The organism is Pararhodobacter sp. (assembly GCF_034676075.1).
GTDB lineage: Bacteria > Pseudomonadota > Alphaproteobacteria > Rhodobacterales > Rhodobacteraceae > Pararhodobacter.
The window spans coordinates 205,219-224,052 of sequence record NZ_JAUCCQ010000001.1 but is presented as its reverse complement, the minus strand read 5'-3'; the positions used below and the strand labels follow the sequence as shown (position 1 = coordinate 224,052).

General features: G+C 68.0%; 18 protein-coding genes. 5 read left to right on the top strand and 13 right to left on the bottom strand.

The window, feature by feature from the left end:
• Positions 1-8: 8 nt before the first annotated feature.
• The gene (locus VDQ18_RS01110) at positions 9-1,037 is read right to left on the bottom strand and encodes a TRAP transporter substrate-binding protein (RefSeq protein WP_107750960.1); all 1,029 of its coding nucleotides are present in this window, start codon (positions 1,035-1,037) and stop codon (positions 9-11) included.
• A 149-nt stretch (positions 1,038-1,186) separates the two neighbouring features.
• Here VDQ18_RS01110 and VDQ18_RS01105 point away from each other — a divergent pair, with 149 nt between their 5' ends.
• Positions 1,187-1,927: a GntR family transcriptional regulator gene (locus tag VDQ18_RS01105; protein ID WP_323019193.1), complete on the top strand. Its 741-nt coding sequence runs from the start codon at positions 1,187-1,189 to the stop codon at positions 1,925-1,927.
• 20 nt (positions 1,928-1,947) lie between these two features.
• Here the strand turns inward: VDQ18_RS01105 and VDQ18_RS01100 are convergent, their stop codons facing one another.
• On the bottom strand, positions 1,948-3,336 hold the full coding sequence (locus tag VDQ18_RS01100) for an FAD-binding oxidoreductase (RefSeq protein ID WP_323019192.1): 1,389 nt from the start codon (positions 3,334-3,336) through the stop codon (positions 1,948-1,950).
• Between the two features lie 233 nt (positions 3,337-3,569).
• On the opposite strand from VDQ18_RS01100, the gene dctP reads away from it, so the two are divergent.
• From dctP to VDQ18_RS01085, 3 genes are read left to right on the top strand one after another with little or no spacing between them, the layout of a single operon-like run.
• Positions 3,570-4,595, top strand: a complete 1,026-nt coding sequence (gene dctP / locus VDQ18_RS01095) for a TRAP transporter substrate-binding protein DctP (protein ID WP_323019191.1) — start codon at positions 3,570-3,572, stop codon at positions 4,593-4,595.
• Positions 4,596-4,597: 2 nt separating this feature from the next.
• A complete protein-coding gene (locus VDQ18_RS01090; RefSeq protein WP_323019190.1) occupies positions 4,598-5,119 on the top strand; it encodes a TRAP transporter small permease in 522 nt (173 codons plus the stop codon).
• Entirely contained in the window at positions 5,119-6,417 is a 1,299-nt protein-coding gene (locus VDQ18_RS01085; protein WP_323019189.1) for a TRAP transporter large permease, read from the top strand. Before VDQ18_RS01090 ends, VDQ18_RS01085 begins: the two co-directional genes overlap by 1 nt.
• A 58-nt stretch (positions 6,418-6,475) precedes the next feature.
• Here the strand turns inward: VDQ18_RS01085 and VDQ18_RS01080 are convergent, their stop codons facing one another.
• The 3 genes from VDQ18_RS01080 to VDQ18_RS01070 are packed head-to-tail and all read right to left on the bottom strand — an operon-like array spanning position 6,476 to position 10,604.
• A complete protein-coding gene (locus VDQ18_RS01080; protein WP_323019188.1) occupies positions 6,476-7,921 on the bottom strand; it encodes an aldehyde dehydrogenase in 1,446 nt (481 codons plus the stop codon).
• A gap of 32 nt (positions 7,922-7,953) precedes the next feature.
• Positions 7,954-9,663 carry a thiamine pyrophosphate-requiring protein gene (locus tag VDQ18_RS01075; protein ID WP_323019187.1) on the bottom strand — a complete coding sequence of 570 codons (1,710 nt, stop codon included), beginning with the start codon at positions 9,661-9,663 and terminating at the stop codon, positions 7,954-7,956.
• Positions 9,660-10,604, bottom strand: a complete 945-nt coding sequence (locus VDQ18_RS01070; protein WP_323019186.1) for a 2-dehydropantoate 2-reductase — start codon at positions 10,602-10,604, stop codon at positions 9,660-9,662. Before VDQ18_RS01070 ends, VDQ18_RS01075 begins: the two co-directional genes overlap by 4 nt.
• 80 nt (positions 10,605-10,684) lie before the next feature.
• Here VDQ18_RS01070 and VDQ18_RS01065 point away from each other — a divergent pair, with 80 nt between their 5' ends.
• Positions 10,685-11,653, top strand: coding sequence for a LysR family transcriptional regulator (locus VDQ18_RS01065; protein WP_323019185.1), 969 nt, complete (start codon positions 10,685-10,687; stop codon positions 11,651-11,653).
• Here VDQ18_RS01065 and VDQ18_RS01060 read toward each other — a convergent pair.
• The 8 genes from VDQ18_RS01060 to VDQ18_RS01025 form a co-directional block, all read right to left on the bottom strand.
• Positions 11,602-12,264: a hypothetical protein gene (locus tag VDQ18_RS01060; protein ID WP_323019184.1), complete on the bottom strand. Its 663-nt coding sequence runs from the start codon at positions 12,262-12,264 to the stop codon at positions 11,602-11,604. The two genes, VDQ18_RS01065 and VDQ18_RS01060, sit on opposite strands and share 52 nt — an antisense overlap.
• 13 nt (positions 12,265-12,277) lie before the next feature.
• Positions 12,278-13,264: a branched-chain amino acid ABC transporter permease gene (locus VDQ18_RS01055; protein WP_323019183.1), complete on the bottom strand. Its 987-nt coding sequence runs from the start codon at positions 13,262-13,264 to the stop codon at positions 12,278-12,280.
• Complete coding sequence (locus VDQ18_RS01050; RefSeq protein ID WP_323019182.1) at positions 13,264-14,121, bottom strand: branched-chain amino acid ABC transporter permease; 858 nt, start codon at positions 14,119-14,121, stop codon at positions 13,264-13,266. The genes VDQ18_RS01055 and VDQ18_RS01050 overlap by 1 nt, the downstream gene beginning before the upstream one ends.
• Before the next feature lie 5 nt (positions 14,122-14,126).
• Positions 14,127-14,825: an ABC transporter ATP-binding protein gene (locus tag VDQ18_RS01045; protein ID WP_323019181.1), complete on the bottom strand. Its 699-nt coding sequence runs from the start codon at positions 14,823-14,825 to the stop codon at positions 14,127-14,129.
• A complete protein-coding gene (locus tag VDQ18_RS01040; RefSeq protein WP_323019180.1) occupies positions 14,809-15,558 on the bottom strand; it encodes an ABC transporter ATP-binding protein in 750 nt (249 codons plus the stop codon). The genes VDQ18_RS01045 and VDQ18_RS01040 overlap by 17 nt, the downstream gene beginning before the upstream one ends.
• 3 nt (positions 15,559-15,561) lie before the next feature.
• Positions 15,562-16,860, bottom strand: a complete 1,299-nt coding sequence (locus VDQ18_RS01035) for an ABC transporter substrate-binding protein (protein WP_323019179.1) — start codon at positions 16,858-16,860, stop codon at positions 15,562-15,564.
• A 125-nt stretch (positions 16,861-16,985) separates the two neighbouring features.
• Positions 16,986-17,654 carry a pyridoxamine 5'-phosphate oxidase family protein gene (locus VDQ18_RS01030; protein ID WP_323019178.1) on the bottom strand — a complete coding sequence of 223 codons (669 nt, stop codon included), beginning with the start codon at positions 17,652-17,654 and terminating at the stop codon, positions 16,986-16,988.
• A gap of 51 nt (positions 17,655-17,705) precedes the next feature.
• The gene (locus tag VDQ18_RS01025) at positions 17,706-18,743 is read right to left on the bottom strand and encodes a carbon-nitrogen hydrolase family protein (RefSeq protein ID WP_323019177.1); all 1,038 of its coding nucleotides are present in this window, start codon (positions 18,741-18,743) and stop codon (positions 17,706-17,708) included.
• Positions 18,744-18,834: the final 91 nt, after the last annotated feature.

Genomic DNA, 18,834 nt, shown 5'->3' with positions numbered 1-18,834 from the left:
ACTCAGTCTCAGCCCAGGGCGCGGATGGCGGCGATCATCTCGGCCGTTTCGGGGCTGACCGATCCGAACTGCTCGAACAGGGGTTCGGTCCGCGCCTCCATCTGCGCCAGCTCGGCCTCGGGCAGGGCGAAGATCTCGACCCCCTGCGCGCGCAGCCCCTCCAGCGTCTGGTCGGCCAGCGCGCGGTTGACGCGGCGCTGCTCGGCAAAGGCCTCCTGCGCCGAGGACCGCACCAGATCCTGCAGATCCTGCGGCAGGCTGTCCAGCCAGGCGGCATTGACGCGCACGGCCTTCGGCAGGAACCAATGCCCGGTCAGCGTCAGGTAGCGCGCTTGTTCGTAGAAGCGGAACCCCTCGATCGAGAAGACATCCGAGTCGATGGCGTCGATGATCCCGGTCGACAGCGCCGAATATTGCTCGGAATAGGGCAGCGGCGTCGGCGCGGCGCCCAGGAGCGACCAGAAATCGACCCAGATGCGCAGTTGCGGCACGCGGATCTTCAGCCCTTCCAGATCGGCCAGCGACTGCACCGGGCGCTTGGCCAGGATATGCCGGAAGCCGGTCTCGCCGTAGGCCACGAATTCGACCCCGGTCTTTTCACGGGCGATCTGCGAGGCACGGCGGCCCAGTTCACCCTGCAGCACGGCGTCGACATGGGCCTCGTTCTTGTAGATGAAGCCCGGCGCCCCGCCCAAGGCGGCGATCTCGGGGGCGATGGCTTCCTCGCTGTCGGGACCGGCGGTGGTCACCTGGATGGTGCCGATCCGGCTGCCCTCCAGCGCCTCGGCCAGGCCGCCCAGCTGTGCGGCGGGGAAATGCTGCGCGTCGATGCGGCCACCCGAGCGGGTGTTCAGCATCTCGGTCCAGGCGTCGAAGGCGTTGGTGATCGGCGTTCCAATTCCCTCGGTATGCGCGATGCGGCAGGTATAGGTCTGCTGTGCCAGCCCGCGCGTTGCCAGCGCAGGCATGGCCAGCGCGGCGGCGCCGGTCGCCAGAAAGCTCCGGCGAGTCTGCCGGGTGAGCGTCTCGATGGTCATGGTCTCTCCTCCCTTGGCCCTTGGTGCGATCGAGGCGGGCAGGGCCTTCTCCCCCCTGCAGCCGTGGCTTGCCTCCCAACCACCATACCGGTATGTTGCATATCGGGCTCCCGTTGACAACCGCAAATCGTGCTGACAGGAACTGGCTGATGCAGACCGCGCTTGAACCCACGAAACCCCTGGCTCCGCAGCTGATCGCGCTGCTGCGGCGGCGGATTGCGGCCATCGATCTGCCGCCCGGATCAGCGCTGTCCGAAAAGGATATCGCGGCGCAATTCTGCGTCTCGCGCCAGCCGGTGCGCGAGGCTTTCATCAAACTCTCGGAAGCGGGCCTTGTCGAGATCAGGCCCAGCCGCGGCACCTGGGTGATGAAGATCTCGGTGCGTGAGGTCTGCAACGCCCGCTTCGTGCGCGAGGCGATTGAAAGCGATCTGGCCCGCCACGCCGCCCGCCTAGCCACGCCGCAGCAGGTCGCAGCACTGCAGGAGCTGATCGACCGCCAGCGCGTGGCGTCCGAGGCGGGCGATTTCGCCGGGTTCAACGCGCTGGACGAGACGTTTCACGGCACGATCACCGATACGCTGGGCAATGATTTCGCCCTGCGGATCGTCGATTCCGCCCGGTTCCAGACCGACCGGGTGCGGCTGCTGTCGCTGCCCAATGCCACGCCGATGAAAGTGCTGATCGGCCAGCATCAGGCGATCCTGGATTGCATCGCCCGGCGCGATGGCGAGGGCGCAGCCGAGGCGATGCGCCGCCACCTGCGCGAAATCCTGCTGGCGCTGCCCAGCATTGCCGCGGCCCATCCCGAGTATTTCTCGGACACCGACCTGCCCGATCACGCCAAATCGCTGGTGCCCCGCGACACGCCGACCGAATCGGCCGGCTGAGGCTGTCGCGAGCGCCGTCGTCAGCGCGCCGCTTGATCGTCCGGAAAGATCTTGCGCGGGTTCATCAGGCCATAGGGATCGAGCGCCGTCTTGATCCGGTGCATCACTTCGAGCGCCGCGCCGTGCTCCCGCCGCATGTATTTGCGTTTGCCCAGCCCCACGCCATGTTCGCCGGTGCAGGTGCCATCGCAGGCCAGCGCCCGTTCGACCATGGAATCGTTGATGCGCGCGACCAGGGCGCGCTCGTCCTCCGACTCCGGGTCGATGGCAAAGACCACGTGGAAATTCCCGTCCCCCACATGGCCCATGATCGACGCCGGGACCGGGCAATCCGCCAGCAGACCCTTGGCATGGTCGATGCAGCCGGGCAGGGCCGAGATCGGTACGCAGACATCGGTGGCCCAACCCCTTGCGCCCGCGCGTTGGCGCAGGGTGGCGGTATAGGCCGAATGCCGCGCTGCCCAGAGCTTTGCGCGCTCCGCCTCGGTCGCGGCCCAGCGGAACCCCGTCCCGCCATGCTCTGCCGCGATTTCTTCGAACAGGGCCACCTGCTCGTCGACACCGGCCTCCGAACCGTGGAACTCAAGGAACAGCGTTTCGGCTTGCGGTTCGCTCAGGCCGGAGAAGGCGTTGACGGCGCGGATGCAGCCCGCGTCCAGATATTCTATCCGCGCCAGTGGCAGGCCGATCTGGATGGCGGTCGAGGCGGCCTCGCTTGCCGATAGCGGGTCAGGGAAGATGCAGCGCGCCGAGCGCACCGCCTCGGGTCGCCCGTGCAGGCGGAGCGTGACCTCGGTGATGATGCCGAGCGTGCCTTCGGACCCGGTGAAGAGATGGGTGAGATCATAGCCCGCCGAGGATTTGCGCGCCCGCCGCGCGGTGCGGATGACCTGCCCGTCCGGCAGGACGATGGTCAGGCAGATGACGTTGTCGGCCATCGTTCCATAGCGCACGGCGGTGGTGCCCGAGGCCCGCGTTGCCGTCATGCCGCCCAAGGTGGCGTTGGCGCCGGGATCGACCGGGAAGAATAGACCCGTATGCCGCAGGTGATCGTTCAGCGCCTCACGCGTGACACCGGCCTCGACCGTGCAATCGAGGTCGCCGGGGCGCACCTCTAGAACGCGGTTCATCAGAGTCATGTCGAGGCATAGCCCGCCCTCGGCCGCCGTGGCGTTGCCTTCCAGCGACGAGCCGTTGCCATAGGCCACGACGGGCGTCCCGTAGAAGGCGCACAGATTGACGATCTGCGACACTTCCTCGGTCGAGACGGGGCGGGCGACGGCGTCGGGCGGCATTGGCACGTGATGCGCCTCGGTCCCGGCATGGGCCTCGCGATCGGCCAGGCTTTGCGTGAAGCGATCGCCCAGCAGGGTTCCGAGCAATTGAATGAAGTCCGGAGCAAGGGTCAAAACGGCATCCTTCGGCGCGAGGGTGGCACGGTCAGGATAGCCAGGCCGGGCGGGCAGCGCGCTATACCAATGAGCGATAGCCTGCAGCCCCGGTCCGGACAGGCACCTATGCCGAATGAACATAACAGGGCCCGCGGGCTTCACGCTTAGCCTTCACCTTGCTCGTTCCGCAGAGCCTCGGAGGGCAACGCCCCTCTCGACAGACCAATCGTCCAACCAACGGGAGCCCTGACATGTCCGCCACTTTCGCCCGCCTGCTGAGCACCGGAGCGCTTGCCTTCATGCTTGCCTCGCCCACCTCGGGCCTGGCGGAAGCCGTCACCCTTCGCTTCGCCACTTTCGAGCCTCCGACCACGCCGGTCTCGGTGATGTTCCAGACCTGGATCGACCAGGTGAACGCGGCTTCGGAGGGCGCGCTGGATATCCAGTTCTTCCCGGGCGGCGCGCTTGGCCGCGATCCGCGGACGCAGCTGGAGCTGGTGCAGAACGGCGTGACCGACATTGCCTTCGGCTTTCCGTTCCTGACGCCCAACAAATTCCCCGACGACATGGTCACCACCCTGCCGCTGATCATCGCCAATGCGCATGAGGGCACCTATGCCCATTGGCGCCTCTATGAACGCGGGCTCCTGCGCGGCTGGGACGATGTCGTGCCTCTGATGCTGTGCACGCCCTCGCCGGTCAACGTGCTGTCGACCGAGGAAGTCGCCGATCTTTCCTCTCTCACCGGGCTGCGCGGCTCGGCGACCTCGCCCATCGCGCAGGAAATCCTGACCGCGCTGGGGGCGGTCCCGGTTTCGGGCTTCAACTTCTCGAACGCGGCCGAGGCCATGTCGCGCGGTCAACTCGACTTCGATCTGATCGGTTTCATGCCGGCCAGCGTCTTCCGGCAGATCGAGGTCGCGACCTCGGCCCTGATGATCCCGCTCGGAGCGAGCCCCTGCGCAGTCTTCATGAACCGCGATGTCTATGAAGGCCTGCCCGAGGCGGCGCGCGCGGTCCTTGACGAACATCGCGGCATGCCGCTGGGCCTGATGTGGGCCGATGTGATCGACAGCGTCGAAAGCACGGTGCGCGCGCAATTCGTCGGCCAGGAAGGCAACTCGATCAACGAGCTGACCGACGAACAGATGGCCCGTGCGACCGAGGTCACGCAGCCCATCGTCGATGCCTGGATCGCCTCCAACCCGAACGGAACCGCGCTGGTCAGCGCGCTGCGCGAAGATGTCGAGGCCCTGCGCAACGGAGCGGAATGGTGAGCATGTCCGGGCTTGAACGGGCGCTGCACCACCTCGCCCGGCTTTCGGCCTATCTGTCGGGGCTGTTGATCCTGAGCGCGGCGCTGGTGACCATCCTTGATGTCGTCATGCGCTCGGTGATCAACCGTCCCTTCTTCGGGGCAAATGACATCGTCCTCTATCTGCTCACCATCGGCGTGGTCGGCTTCTTCCCGCTGATGGTGGACAGCGCGCATCACATCAAGATCGAAGTGCTGGGGTCGCGGCTGGGCAAGCGTGGCGTCAGGCTGGTCGAGGGCTTTGCCAATCTGGTCACCCTGCTGGTCCTGGCGGGGTTCACCTGGCAGTTCCTACTGCGGGGCAACCGGCTGGCGTCCTTCGGTGACGCCAGCCAGATCCTGCAACTGCCCGTCGCGCCGATGTGGTGGATCGGGGCCGGTTTCATGGCGCTCGCCGTGGTGATCCAGGCGGTGATGGTCGTGACCGGGCATAGCCAGCGGGTGCCCGTCGGGCAGACCCTGGACGAGTACGAACGGCGGCGCTGATGGATCCTGTCACCCTCGTCCTCCTCGCGCTGCTCGCGATCTTCATCCTGCTGTTCCTGCACGTGCCCATCGGTATCGCTATGACGGCGGTGGGTGTGATCAGCTTCGGCGTCTATACCAATTTCCGGGCGGCCTTTTCGCTGATGGCGTCGGAACCGGCCTCGATCCTGGGCACGGTCGATATCTCGGTGATCCCGCTGTTCCTCCTGATGGGCAGCTTCGCCAATGCCGGGGGACTGGCCGACGACATCTATCGCCTCGCCTCGGCCCTGGTCGGCCGGGTGCGCGGCGGGGTGGCCATGGCCACGGTGCTGGGCTGCGGGCTGTTCGGGTCGATCGCCGGGAGCTCGGTCGCCACGACCGCGACCTTCGGCACCCTCGCCCTGCCGCAGATGAAGGAGCGCGGCTACGACCCGGGCTTCGCCGCGGGCACCGTCGCCGCCGGGGGCACGCTGGGCGCCATGGTGCCGCCTTCGATCATTCTGGTGGTCTATGGCATCATCGCCGAGCAATTCATCCTGAAGCTCTTCGTCGCGGTGATCATCCCGGCGGCGCTGGCGGTGATCGGCTATCTGGGCGCGATCTGGATCATGGGCATCGTCCGGCCGAAGTCGATGCCCGACCCGCAAGCCGTCTCGTCCGGCGAGCTGCGCGCGGCGGCCCGGAACTGCCTGCCGGCGCTGATCCTCTTCGCCATCGTCTCGGGCGGGATCTACGGCGGTGTCTTCACCGTCACCGAGGCTGCCTCGCTCGGCGCCGTCACCACCTTCCTCATCGCCGTGATGCGCTCGCGCGTGACCATGGCGGGCTTCCTCGCCGCGCTGAGAGAGGCCGCGGCGAACACCGCGATGATCTACATCTCGATCATCGGCGCCTCGATCATGACCTATTTCGTCGGCCTCACCCGGGTGTCGAACGATCTGGCGGCCGTGCTGGTCTCGCTCGACATCCCGCCGCTGATGGTGATCGCGCTGCTGGTGGTGCTGTATCTCGTGCTCGGCGCGATCTTCGACGAGATGGCGGCCATGCTGATCACGCTGCCCTTCGTGCTGCCGGTGGTCACCGGGCTCGGCTACGATCCGGTGTGGTGGGGCGTGGTGATGCTGGTGCTGATCAATCTCGGCATGATGACCCCGCCGATCGGCATGAACGTGTTCCTGCTCAACAAGCTGGCGCCGGATGTGGGGCTGCTGAACATCTACCGCGGTGTCACGCCCTTCATCATCGCCGATCTGCTGCGGCTGACGCTGCTGGTGCTGTTCCCGTCGATCTCGCTGTATCTCGTCGGGGTGTTCTGACCGCAAGCGAGCCTGCCGAAACGCAAAGGGCCCGGAGATGTCTCCGGGCCCTCTGGTGTCAGAACGGGTAATGCTGGTGCGGATCCTCGATCGTCACCCAGCGGATCGTGGTGAAGGCGTCGATCCCCGCCTTGCCGCCGAAGCGCCCATAGCCCGAGTTCTTGACCCCGCCGAAGGGCATCTGCGCCTCGTCGGACACGGTCGGGCCGTTGATGTGGCAGATGCCGCTTTCGATCCGGTCGGCGACGGCCATCGCCCGCTGGATGTTCTGGCTGAACACCGCGGCCGAGAGACCGTATTCGGTGTCGTTGGCCACCCGCACCGCCTCGTCGTCATTGGCGACGCGGATGATCGGCTTGACCGGGCCGAAGCTTTCCTCCTGATAGATCGTCATCCCGGCGTCGACATGGTCGATCAGCGTGGCGCTGACGACCGAGCCGTCACGGCTGCCGCCCGCTGTCACGGTGCCGCCCTTGGCGGTGGCATCGGCGATGATGCGGTCCATCTTCTCCGCGGCCTCGGGCGTGACCAGCGCGCCCAGAACCACCTGCCCGCGCGGGTTGCCCGCCGGCAGCGCGCTGGTCTTGGCCGCCAGCGCCGCGACGAAGGCATCGGCGATGCCCTCGTGCACGATGATCCGCTCGGTCGACATGCAGATCTGGCCCTGATTCATGAAGGCCCCGAAGGCTGCCGCATTCACCGCGCCCTCCAGATCCGCGTCATCGAGGATGACCAGCGGCGCCTTGCCGCCCAGTTCCAGCAGCGCGGGCTTCAGATGCTCGGCCGCCTTGATGGCGACGATCCGGCCCACACGGGTCGAGCCGGTGAAGTTGACATGCCGCACGGCCGGTGCGGCGATCAGGGCCGAGACGATCTCGGCCGCATCCTCGGGCGCGTTGGTCACGACGTTCAGCACGCCCGGCGGGAAACCGGCCTCGGTGAAGGCCTCGCCGATGGCGAGCTGCGTCGCGGGCGACAGTTCCGAGGCTTTCAGCACGACGGTGTTGCCACAGGCGATCGCCATGGCCACGGCGCGCGTGCCCAGGATGACCGGCGCGTTCCAGGGCGCAATGCCCAGACAGACGCCCAGCGGCTTGCGCTGCGCCATGGCCAGCATGCCGGGCTTGTTGGCCGGGATCACCTCGCCGGTGATCTGGGTGGTCATCGAGGCCGCCTCGCGCAGGATGCCCGCCGCCAGCATGCAGTTGAAGCCGATCCAGGGGCCGGTCGCGCCGGTCTCGGCGATGGCGGTGGCGATGATGTCGGGGGTCTTGGCTTCCAGCCGGTCGGCGGCCTTGTTCAGCAGCGCACGCCGCGTCGCCGGGCTGGTCGCGGCCCAGCCGGGGAAGGCCCGCGCGGCGGCATCGACCGCCCGCAGCGCATCGGCCACCGACGCGGCGGGCGCCTCGGTGGCGACGTCGCCGGTCACCGGGTCAAGCCGCGAGAAGCTGCGGCCGCCTTCGGCCTGCACATAGGCGCCGTCGATAAGCATAGAGATTTTCATGGATTTCTCCTCCAAGGCTTCGATACTGACGATCAATCAGGACTGATCGCGATGTTCAAGAGGACCTGCCGTCGCTCCGTTCGGGCGACGCGGATCGCGCGTTCAAGGGCCGCGGGCAGATCGCTGCCCTCGGTGACGGTCTCGGTATAGGCGCGGCTGGCGGCGGCGGTCAGGGTGAAATCCGGGCTCGGGCGCAGACTGGTCAACGGCACCTCGTTGGCGCGGTCGGCCTGTCCCCCGGGATAGAGGCCCAGAACCGATTGCCGCACGGCGCCCCATTCGCCGTTGTTCAGGACCAGCACGATCACCGGCAGCGCGTGCGCCTCGGCCACCTGATGGCAGGCGGTGGGATTGGCGAACATGTAGCTGCCGTCGCCCATGGTGGCGAAGATCAGCCGGTCGGGATCGACCAGCTGCGCCCCCAGCGCCGCGGGCAGACCCCAGCCGAGACCGCCCGAATGCGGCTCCTGGAAATAGCTGTTGTGGGCGTCGAGATCGAGATGGGGCAGGGGGCAGCCCAGTTCGTGGAAGATCGTGGCCGGCCGGTCCTGCGCCTTGATCGCCCGGCTCAGGCAGGCGCTGACCCAGGCCTTGGTCATCGGGCTGGCGCAGCCGCGCTCGGCCCGCTCGCGCAGGGCCGCCCGGTCGGCGTCGGCGGCCTTGGCGATCCGCGCCCGGCGGGTCTCGAGCAAGGTGTTGTCGCGCGGCTGGTCCGCCATCGCCGCGATCAGCGCCAGCAAGGTCGGCGCGGTTTCACCGACCAGAGCCACATCCGAGGGGAAGTTGCGGATCGGCGTGCGGGTGAACAGCGGGTCGGGGCCCAGTTGGATGACCTTCACGTCGGGACGCAACTGCACCCGGTCGGGCCACCAGGGCGCGAGGGAATCGAGCACCAGGATCACATCCGCCTCGGCCAGCCAGGCATCGGGATCCCAGCCGATATGCATCGGATGCGCCATCGGCAGCGCCAGCCGCGTCGCCCAGTATTGCGAGACCGGCAGCGCGAATTCCTCGGCGAACGGGCCGAAGGCGGCGAAGGCCTCGGCGCTGCCGGTGCCGCGCTGCGCGATGACGAGGGGCGCCCTGGCCCCGGCCAGGAGGCGCGCGGCCTCGCTCAGGGCGGCGGGGTCCGAGGCCGGAACCACCGGCGCCATGCGCGAGGGACGGTCGAGCCCCTCGGACGGTGTCTGCTCGCACAGCACCTCGCGCGGGAGGCTCAGATAGACCGGCCCCTGCGGGGTCGAGGCGGCGATGGAGAAGGCGCGGTCGAAGGCTTCGGACACCTGATCGGGGAAGCGCAGCTCGTATTCCCACTTGGTGCATTCGCGGACCATGGCGGCCTGATCGAACATCTCCTGACCCCAGCCGATGGGAACCGTCCGCGCGCCGAAGCGGCGGTGTTCGGCCACCGGCGTGCGGCCCGACATCGTCATCACCGGCACGCGATCGACCCAGGCGTTGATCGCGCCGATCGCCCCGTTCGCAAGGCCCACATTGGTGTGCAGCATCACCGCCGGGATCTTGCCCGAGATCAGGTTGTAGCCATGCGCCATGCCCATCGCCACGCCTTCATGCGGGCAGGTCACCGGCTCGGGCAGCGGCAGGTCCTGACGCCGGGCCTCGATCAGCCCCTCGACGATGGGCGGGAAATCGGTGCCGGAATTGACGAAGACATGCTCGATCCCCAGCGCCCGAAGCTTGCCGAAGATCGCGCCGCCCGCGGTGATGGTGGTTTTGGTCATGCGTGAAGCGCCTTCTGACGGGTGCGGTAGGCCGGCATCGAGTCCGCCAGCCTGATGAGGGTGGTGAGGGTGCGATTCAGCCCCACCGCGACGCCGAGCGCCTCGCCCTGATCGGCGACGGCGCCATTCAGCGCGTCGATCTCGGTGCGGCGTCCGGCCTTGCGGTCCTGCAGCATCGAGGGTTCGTGCAGAAGATGGTGGGCGGTCGCCTGCGCCACGAGGTCTGCCACGCGCGCGCCATCGGCGGGGATGGCGAGGGCCTGCGCCACGCTGACCGCTTCGGCCGCGACGGCATGGGCGAGGGCCAGCGAGGCCGCGTCGGCCCCGATCCCGCCGGGCGTGCCCTCGGTCAGCGCGCAGATCGCGTTCATCGCGCAGTTGAAGGCCGCCTTCTCCCAGATCGCCGCCTGGATCGCCGGATCGGCCTTGGCGCTGATGCCGCCCCGCGCCATGGCCGCGACGAGGTCGTCCAGAATCGGCCGATGCCGGCCGTCGGCGCTGTAGAAGGCGGTGGTGGCCGGCCCGTGCGAGGCGACCTTGCCGGGACCAAGGAACTCGGCCGGAGTCATGGTCATGCCGACGATCACCTGCGCAGGCGGGACCACGGCCGCGGCACGCTCGGCATTGCCGATGCCGTTCTGCAGGGTCAGCACCTGCGCCGCGCCGAGCTGACCCGCGATCGCCTGAAGCGCGGATTGGGTGTGGAAGACCTTGGTGAACAGAAGCACCACATCGACCGGGCCGGTGAAATCGGCCGGACGCATCGCCGGGAGGGACAGGCGGTGGAGCGTGCCGTCAAGGTCGACCTCCAGGCCCTCTTGCGCGATGGCCGCCAGATGCGCCTCGTTCACGTCCAGAAGCGTGACCATGGCCCCGCCGAGCGCCAGCCGCGCGCCAAAGACCGAGCCCATCGCGCCCGCGCCGAGAACCGCAATCCGCATGTCTTCCCTCCCCCTGATGGCGAAGACAATGGACCCGCAACGAATTATTGTCCAAATTATCTTTGATATGGAGGATATTGATGAAATCAATAAAACTCGAGGCGCTGGATCTGAACCTGCTGAAGCTCTTCGTGGCGATCGCCGAGACGGGATCGGTGTCGCGCGCCGCGCTCAAGGTCGGCCTGACCCAGCCCGCCACCAGCAACGCGCTGTCGCGGCTGCGCCTGTCGCTGGGCGATCCGCTGTTCCTGCGCGACCGCAGCGGCATGGTGCCGACGCGCTACACCACCGCCGTGCTGCCGGCGGTGCGCGCCGCGCTCGAGTCGGTGATGGAAGCGCTTGGCGAGGCCAGCCGCTTCGATCCCGCGCAGAGCCGGCGCTGTTTCCGCCTGTCGCTGTCCGGTCTGGGTGAGGCGATCTTCTTGCCGCAGATCGTCGACAGCCTGTTCGCCGAGGCGCCGCATATCTCCTTGCAGAACAACCCGGTCCCGCTGTCGCTGCTGGCGGAAAGCCTGCAACGCGGGGAGATCGACCTGGCCCTCGGTCTCATCGCCCTCGACGCGCCCGATGTCGGCGTGATGCCCCTGTACGAGGAACGCTATGTCGTGGTTGCCGGTCCCGGGACAGGACCGCTTCCCGATACGCTGGAAGCCCTTCGGCGCGAGCGTCTGGTCGTCGCTGCCCCGGCCGCGACCTATGCCTCCGAGATCACCGCGATCCTAGCCCGCACCGGGCTCAGCGCCAATGTCGCGCTCTATCTGCGCGAATTCTCGGCCCTGCCGGAATTGCTGGGCAGCGGGCGGTTTCTCGCCATCGCGCCGGGCGGCTATGGCGAGATGCTGGCGCGGGCGGGAAGGGCGCGGGTGCTGCCGGTGCCGCTGGGCTCGGCGGGGTCGCCCGTGACGATGCTGTGGAGCACGCGGGCCGAGGCGGACCCCGGCCTGCGCTGGTTTCGGGCCCGGGTGAGCGCCTGTCTGCGCCCCGCCCCGCCGCCGGATCAGGCCACCAGTTCGGCGATCACCGCCAGCACCGGGCCGGGGCCGCGATAGATCGCCTCGCCCTCGAGGATCAGGCGTTCGCCGTCGCGCCCGATCACCAGCTTGGGCACGCCGGGCGTCAGGCTCTGTTGCAGGCGGTTGGTCTCGGCGATCCGGGCCTCGGCGCGGGCCGCCAGATCGGCATCGCCGGTGAGGCGGCTGGCGAAGGCCTCGGCATCGAAGGGCAGACCCGCCTCGGCCATCTCGGCCCCCGCAACGGCGGCCACGACCTCGGGGCGGGACGTGTCCTGCGCCAGGACGTAGCGCGCGTGTTGCGCCCGGTGCAGGAACCGCGGCTCCAGCCCGCGGTCGATCTGACCCAGCGCGACCAGCGCCCGCGTCAGAAAGCGCGAGGTGAAGACCCCGCCGGGCGCCTGCAGCACGTCGTCCCGATAGGCGGTGCTCAGGGGCAGACCGGCGATGGCGGCGATCCTCTGGTCATTGCTCCAGGCATGGCCCGCGATGGCCGACACCGGGCGCGGCGCATCGAACAGGCCCGAGGGGCGCATTCTCAACTGGTCGGGGAAGCGGTCGGCGATCCCCGCCAGCATCGCCGAACTGGCGTAGCACCAGCCGCAGAGCGGATCGAAGAAATAGTCCAGCGAGAGGGACGCTGCGGTCATGGGAACTCCGAGTCTAGGGGGTGAGGCGCGAGGCAGGGAGGCCGGGGTCGCGCCGGATCGGCAACAGGTCGCGGCCGATCAGACGTTTGAGCGCCCCCCAGGCGCCTTGCGGCGACAGCAGGGTCACGGCGATGGCCAGACTGCCGAGGATGATGAAATAAAGCGATCCCATGTCCGACAAGGTCTCGCGCAGCAGGAAATAGACCGCGACGCCCAGGATCGGTCCCTCAAGCGTGCCGATCCCGCCCAGGATCACCACGAACAGGACGATGGCCATCCAGTTCATCGAGAAACCCGAACCGGGGCTGATCTGCAGGGCGATCATGTAATAGGCTCCGCCCGCTGCCCCGGCGATGGCGGCCGAGAGGGTCAGGACGATGGTCTGGGTCCGGCGGATGCCGACGCCCATCGCCTCGGCCGCGCCAGGATTGTCGCGCAGCGCCCTGAGCGCCAGACCGAACCGCCCGCGCAGCAGGAAGACGCAGGTCAGCAGCGCCACGACAAGGATCGCCGCCGCGGTGCCATAGGTCATCATCAGCCGCAGATCCCGCGGCACACCGCGCATCGCCAGCAACGAGATCCCGCCCCCGGCGCCCAGGAAGGGCGTGTGATAGACCGCGAGCCGCACCACCTCGGCGATCACCCACGAGGCGATGGCCAGCTGCGCGCCCGACAGGCGGAACAAAACCGGCGTGATGGCGAAGGCGAAGACCGCACAGACCCCGGCCGACACCAACACGAAGGGGAAGGGGATCATCCCGGAAGCGTTGGCCGCGACGAAGAGCGCATAGCCACCCAGCCCCACGAAGACCTGAAAGCCCATGAAGACGATGCCGCCGAACCCGGCCAGCAGGTTCCACATCATGGCGATGGCCAGGACGGCGGCGATTTCCGTGGTCAGGATGATGGTCTGGCGTGAGCCCAGGACCGGCACCAGCACCAGCGCCAGGACGATCAGGGCGACGACCAGCATCGACCGAACAAAAGGCGTGTTCCTCATCATCCGCGTCCTTTCCGCGACAACAGCCCGCCCGGCACCAGCAGGAGCCCGACGAGGAAGACCAGATGCCCGACCAGCGCGCCGAAGCTGGGGGTGACGAGCGTGCCCGCCGATTGCGCGATGCCCAGGATGATGCCGCCCAGCAGCGTCCCCCAGACCGAGCCGAGGCCGCCGAGGATCACCGCCTCGAAGGCGAAGAGCATGCGCTCGGGCCCGGTCGAGGGGTCGAAATTGCCGCGCATCCCGTAGAACACCGCCGCGACGGCGGAGGTTGCCAGCGCCAGCCCCATGGCCACGGCAAAGACGCTGCGGGTGGAGATGCCCATCAGCTGGGCCACCCCCTCGTTGTCCGAGGTGGCGCGGACCGCGCGGCCGAAGCGGGTATGGCCGAACACCGTCGCGACCAGTGCGAAGATGCCGACCGATACGGCGAGGGTCAGAAGCGGCAGCACCCCCAGCGACAGCCCGGCGATATCCACCGACGCGGCGCCCAGCGGACCGGGGTTCAGGTTGCGGGTATCGGCGCTGAAGGCTTCGAGCATCCCGTTCTGCAAGATGATCGACAGGCCGAAGGTCACCAGGATGGGCGGCATCTCGCCGCGTCCGAGCGTTCGTTCGATCACCAGCCGCTGCGTCAGCACCCCCAGCGCGAACATGACGATCACCACAAGGGGCAGTGCCACCAGCGGGTGAACCCCCAGCGCCGTGGTGACCTGCAGCGCCAGAAAGGCCGAGAGAACGATGAAATCGCCATGCGCCAGGTTGATCTGCCGCATCAGCCCCAGAGACAGGGACAGGCCGAGGCCGTAGAGGCCGTAGAGCGCGCCGATGAAGGCGCCGTTGATGAGCACTTCCATGCGGGTCAGGCCTCCATGCCGAAATAGGCGTCGGAAATCGCTTGCCGGTCGGCGGCGGCCGAGGGGCCGTCCAGCACGATCCGGCCGTGTCTCATGCAGGCGTAGCGGTCCGAACCGGCGAGGGCGCGGCCGATGTCCTGTTCGACCAGCAGCATGGTCATCCCCTCGGCCCTGAGCCGCGAGACCGCGGCATAGACGGTGTCGACGGCCGCAGGCGACAGGCCCAGCGAGAGTTCGTCACACAGAAGGACGCGGGGGTTCGCCATCAGCGCCCTGCCGATGGCGACAAGCTGCTGTTGCCCGCCCGACAGGTGCATCGACGGGCGGCGGCGCAGCGGCAGCAGGGTCGGGAAGACCTCGTAGACCCGATCGAGCGTCCAGTCGCCCCTGCGCCGGGCATGACCGCCGACCAGCAGGTTCTCCTCGACCGTGAGCGAGGGGAAAAGCCGCCGTCCCTCGGGCACCATGGAGAGTCCGGCTTCGACGATCCGCCGCGGCGAGGCGCGGGCGAGATCGAGATCGCCGAAGCGGACCTGCCCCTGGGTCGGCCGCAGGAATCCGGTCAGCGTGGCGAAGGTGGTGGACTTGCCCGCACCGTTCGAGCCGATCAGCGCCAGGGTCTCGCCCGCGGCGATATCGAGCGAGACGCCGAACAGGACGGGCAGCGGGCCATAGGCCGCGTGCAGGTCAGAGATCGAGATCATGGGCGTCAGGCTCCATACCAAAATAGATCTGCCGCACGCTCGGCAGCTGCATGGTCTGGTGCGGCTCGCCGCAGGCGATGATCCGGCCCTCGCCCAGAACGGCGATCCGGTGCGCGGCATGGGACAGCACATGCACCAGATGCTCGATCCACAGGATCGCCACGCCGCCCGCCGCCAGAGCCTCGACCGTGCGCACGACGCCGTCGGCCTCGTTGTCGGTCAGGCCGCCGGCGATCTCGTCAAGCAGCAGCACCCTGGGTTTCGTTGCCAGCGCACGGGCCAGTTCCAGCCGCTTGCGATCCAGCAGCGACAACCCGCCCGCGATGGCGCGTGTCCGGTGCGCGAAGTCGCATTGCGCGAGAACCTCGTGCGCGAGGGCCTCGGCCTCGGCCCCGTGGAGCCCCGCACCGAATTCCGCCGCGACCAGAAGGTTCTCGAACACCGACATGTCGGAAAAGGTCTGTGGCACCTGGAAGGTGCGCCCGATCCCGGCGCGGGCGCGCTCTGCCGCCCCCAGCGCCGTGACCGGCTCGCCTGCCAGCAGCACCCGCCCGGCCGAGGGCGCGTGCATGCCCGAGATGACGCCGAAGAGCGTGGTCTTGCCCGAGCCGTTCGGACCGATGATGCCGAGGATTTCGCCGGGATGGACGGTGAGTGTCACATCCTCCAGCACGTTGGGGCCGCCATAGGACTTGGCGACCCCCTCGACAGAGAGCACGGGGGCAGAGGTCATCGCTCAGCCAAGGCCCAGCCGGAAATCGGACTGGATCGGCACTTCGGGCGCCGCGGTGTTGTAGGTGACCACCAGATCGTAGGTGCCGTCGGGCTGAAGCCGCCACTGGCCGCCCGCGATCTTCAGCTTGGCGACGTTGCGGATCGGGCTGCCCGCCCAGTCGATGTTGCCCACGACCGTGGTCATGGTGGTGGCGCGGATCGCCGCCTGCACGGAATCGGGGTCGGTCGGGTCTTCGGCGGTCTTCAGCGCGTTGAGGCCCAGTTCCCACAGCGCGTGGATCACGCCGATCGGCTGCGTCCAGCGCCTGCCGGTCGTGGCGGTGTAATCCGCCGCCAGCTCCGCGCAGCTTTGGCCGGTGATGGTCGAGACATAGGGATAGGAGGGTGTCCACCAGATCTCGGTCGACATGCCGTCGCCGGTGTTGCCGAGCGCCTCGATGCCCGAGGGGAACAGCAGCGCCCGTGCCGGAGTGGCGATCTTCGGGCGGAAGCCCAATTGCTGCGCCTGACGCCAGAACAGCGCCCATTCCGGCGGGGCGAACAGGCCCGTGACAATCTCGCATCCCGCATCGCGGAAGGCGACGATCTGGCGCGAGAAGTCGTCGGCGCCGGGCTGGAAATTGCCGACATCGGTGATCTCGTAGCCGCCGGACGCCAGCGAGGCCGGAAAGCCGATATCGGCGCTGCCGAACACCAGACCGGGCGGGTCGTTGGACCAGACGGTGCCGACCTTCTTGTTGGTATCCTGCCCGTCCCACATGCCGATGAAGGTCGAGATGATGTCCTCGATCCCCCAGAAGAAGTGGTTCACATACTCGAAGCCGGTGTCCGGGGTGCCGCCCAGCGGGAACATCCAGCCCTGCCAGGGGTCCATGGTGGTGATGCAGGGCACGCCCGCGACCTCGCATTGCGAGGCGACCGGCACGTTGGTCAGGGCGCCTTGCGCCAGCATCAGGTCGATGCCGTCGCCGTTGATGAGCTGGTTCGCCGCAGTTGCCGAGCGGTCCGAGTTCGACTGGTCATCGACCGCGGCGATCTCGACCTCGTAGGTCGTGCCGTTGAGGGTAAGCCCCTGGGCGACCGCGGCGCGGACCTTGTCCAGCATGAAGGGATCGGATTCCGCGAAGGCGGCCATGGTGCCGGTGAGCGGGCTGACATAGCCAAGCCGCAGCACCCGGGCCGAGGCCAGCGCCGGCGCCGCCAGTGTCGAGGCCAGACCGAAACTTGCCGCCCCGCTGCCCAGCGTGGCCAGAGCCTCGCGCCGGGTCATCCCGGCGACTCGTGAACGCTTTGATGTCATGATGATCTCCCTTTGGTTCTTGTTCTTGTGTGCCGAGTGACCCGCAGCCTTGGCCCCGGGCCCTCGTGGAAAAGCCTAGGTTTGCCCCGGGTTCCCCGCGATCCGCAGTTCTGGGGATGGCGGGGTCACGATGTCCCCTCGCGAACCCGCGCCAGATACTCGTCTTCGGTGATCACGCCGCCTTCCTGCGCCGCACGGCCCTGGTCGCGCGCGTGCAGGAAGGGCTGCAGCCCGTCGATGCGCTTCCAGGCCGGGAACGGCTGGGCGCCGCTATCGTCCGGCACATGGACCGAGCGCTTCTCGACCCGGCGGTGCTTGTGGATGTAGCGGGCGCAATTCTGGAAGACGCGGGTGACCTGAACCTCGACCACCGTGTTGCAGCCCGGGAACTGCGCCATCAGCCCGGGATCCGTGGACAGTGTGGCCCGCCCCTGCACGCGGATGCGCCAGGGCGTCTGGAAATCCATGAACAGAAGCCCGACCTGCGCCGCCTCGGCGATGTTGCCCAGCGACAGCCACATGCCGTTGCCGTCGTAATTGGGAAACACGATGCGGTCGTCGCCCAGGGCCCGGACAAAACCCAGGGCGCCGCCCTTGTAGGACACGGTCGGCTCGCCCGCGGCGCTGACGGTCGACAGGAAGAAATAGTCGCGGCTGTTGATGTAGTCGGTGTGGATCGGCTCCATCCGGTCGCGCACGATGGCGTGGACCACCGCGGTCGCCAGTGCCTCGTCGCCATTCAGGGCCTGAAGGCGCCGCTGGGCATCGGTGTAGAAATCCTCGGGTAGGGTCATGGCGTGGTCCCCGGTTCCGGGGGGCGGCCCGGCAAGACCGCCCCGTTGCGGTCAAACGCTGGTGTCGGCGTGGCGCGGGGTCTTGGCCTTGGGCTCCTGCGGCGCCGGTTCCTCGACCCGCTCCCACCGGTCGGCGACGTCGAAGTCATGCACGGGGCGCTGGCGCTGGCGGTTGATGAGCAGCCGGGTGCTATCGCGCTTGGCGTAATGCCCGGCCGGATCGGCTGCGGCCTTGGCATAGCCGATCATGTGCAGGTCGATCTCGGCATAGACGATGCCTTCCTGATCGTGCGGCAGGCTGGTGCCGATCTCCTGCCCGTCGGGCGCGTAGATCTTCGTGTAACCCCCGCCGAGGGGGCAGAGCTTTTCCTTCTCGGGATCGCCCTGACAAACGGTGTCCTGCACCTCCTTGGTGACCAGCGCACAGGGGCCGAGGACGAAGCAGCCGCCTTCGACTGCGTATTGCCGCGTCGCGCCGTTGTTGACCTGATGGCCCAGGGCGAAGGCGGTGCCTTCGTAGAGCGCGAGGTTGGGCCAGGCGGCGATATGGACCTGCTCGTTCTGCGCATACATCGCGTATTTGCTCAGCGGCTGGAAATGCTCCCAGCAAGCCAGCTGACCGATCTTGCCCAAGGACGTGTCCACGACCCGCAGGTCCGACCCGTCCCCCTCGCCGAAGACCGACCGCTCCACCCCGGTGGGCTTCAGCTTGCGGCGGCGGTTGATGACGGTGCCATTCTCGTCGAAATGCCATTGCGCGATGTAGAGGGAGCCGCCGTCACGCTCGCTCACCCCGATCGACAGCTGGATGCGGTTCTTGCGGCAGGCCGCGGCGAGGATCGCCTCCTGCGGGCTGCCGGCGACGATGGAATTGTCGAAATAGCGGCCGACGAACTGCATCTGCCAGGCGACCGGGCCCAGCCAGATGTAATTGGGGTAGCCCGGGAGCCACGTCTCGGAGAAGGCCACCAGCTTCGCCCCCTCGGCGGCAGCTTCCTCGATGTAGCGAACTGCCTTGGCGATCCCGGCATCGAGGTCCAGAAAGCACGGAGCGGCTTGAACTGCGGCAACTTTGTAACGTGTGGTCATGGGCGTCCTCCTGTTTTCGGGAGAGTGGCAGGCGGACGGCAGCGCTGCTTTCGCGCCCGGGCCAAAAGAATTGCGTTTCCGCGCAGCCTGT

Excerpts from the sequence above, each read along its gene's own strand:
- VDQ18_RS01110 (WP_107750960.1), bottom strand. The coding sequence starts at position 1,037 with ATGACCATCGAGACGCTCACCCGGCAGACTCGCCGGAGCTTTCTGGCG.
- VDQ18_RS01105 (WP_323019193.1), top strand. The coding sequence starts at position 1,187 with ATGCAGACCGCGCTTGAACCCACGAAACCCCTGGCTCCGCAGCTGATC.
- dctP (WP_323019191.1), top strand. The coding sequence starts at position 3,570 with ATGTCCGCCACTTTCGCCCGCCTGCTGAGCACCGGAGCGCTTGCCTTC.
- VDQ18_RS01090 (WP_323019190.1), top strand. The coding sequence starts at position 4,598 with ATGTCCGGGCTTGAACGGGCGCTGCACCACCTCGCCCGGCTTTCGGCC.
- VDQ18_RS01085 (WP_323019189.1), top strand. The coding sequence starts at position 5,119 with ATGGATCCTGTCACCCTCGTCCTCCTCGCGCTGCTCGCGATCTTCATC.
- VDQ18_RS01080 (WP_323019188.1), bottom strand. The coding sequence starts at position 7,921 with ATGAAAATCTCTATGCTTATCGACGGCGCCTATGTGCAGGCCGAAGGC.
- VDQ18_RS01075 (WP_323019187.1), bottom strand. The coding sequence starts at position 9,663 with ATGACCAAAACCACCATCACCGCGGGCGGCGCGATCTTCGGCAAGCTT.
- VDQ18_RS01070 (WP_323019186.1), bottom strand. The coding sequence starts at position 10,604 with ATGCGGATTGCGGTTCTCGGCGCGGGCGCGATGGGCTCGGTCTTTGGC.
- VDQ18_RS01065 (WP_323019185.1), top strand. The coding sequence starts at position 10,685 with ATGAAATCAATAAAACTCGAGGCGCTGGATCTGAACCTGCTGAAGCTC.
- VDQ18_RS01060 (WP_323019184.1), bottom strand. The coding sequence starts at position 12,264 with ATGACCGCAGCGTCCCTCTCGCTGGACTATTTCTTCGATCCGCTCTGC.
- VDQ18_RS01055 (WP_323019183.1), bottom strand. The coding sequence starts at position 13,264 with ATGAGGAACACGCCTTTTGTTCGGTCGATGCTGGTCGTCGCCCTGATC.
- VDQ18_RS01050 (WP_323019182.1), bottom strand. The coding sequence starts at position 14,121 with ATGGAAGTGCTCATCAACGGCGCCTTCATCGGCGCGCTCTACGGCCTC.
- VDQ18_RS01045 (WP_323019181.1), bottom strand. The coding sequence starts at position 14,825 with ATGATCTCGATCTCTGACCTGCACGCGGCCTATGGCCCGCTGCCCGTC.
- VDQ18_RS01040 (WP_323019180.1), bottom strand. The coding sequence starts at position 15,558 with ATGACCTCTGCCCCCGTGCTCTCTGTCGAGGGGGTCGCCAAGTCCTAT.
- VDQ18_RS01035 (WP_323019179.1), bottom strand. The coding sequence starts at position 16,860 with ATGACATCAAAGCGTTCACGAGTCGCCGGGATGACCCGGCGCGAGGCT.
- VDQ18_RS01030 (WP_323019178.1), bottom strand. The coding sequence starts at position 17,654 with ATGACCCTACCCGAGGATTTCTACACCGATGCCCAGCGGCGCCTTCAG.
- VDQ18_RS01025 (WP_323019177.1), bottom strand. The coding sequence starts at position 18,743 with ATGACCACACGTTACAAAGTTGCCGCAGTTCAAGCCGCTCCGTGCTTT.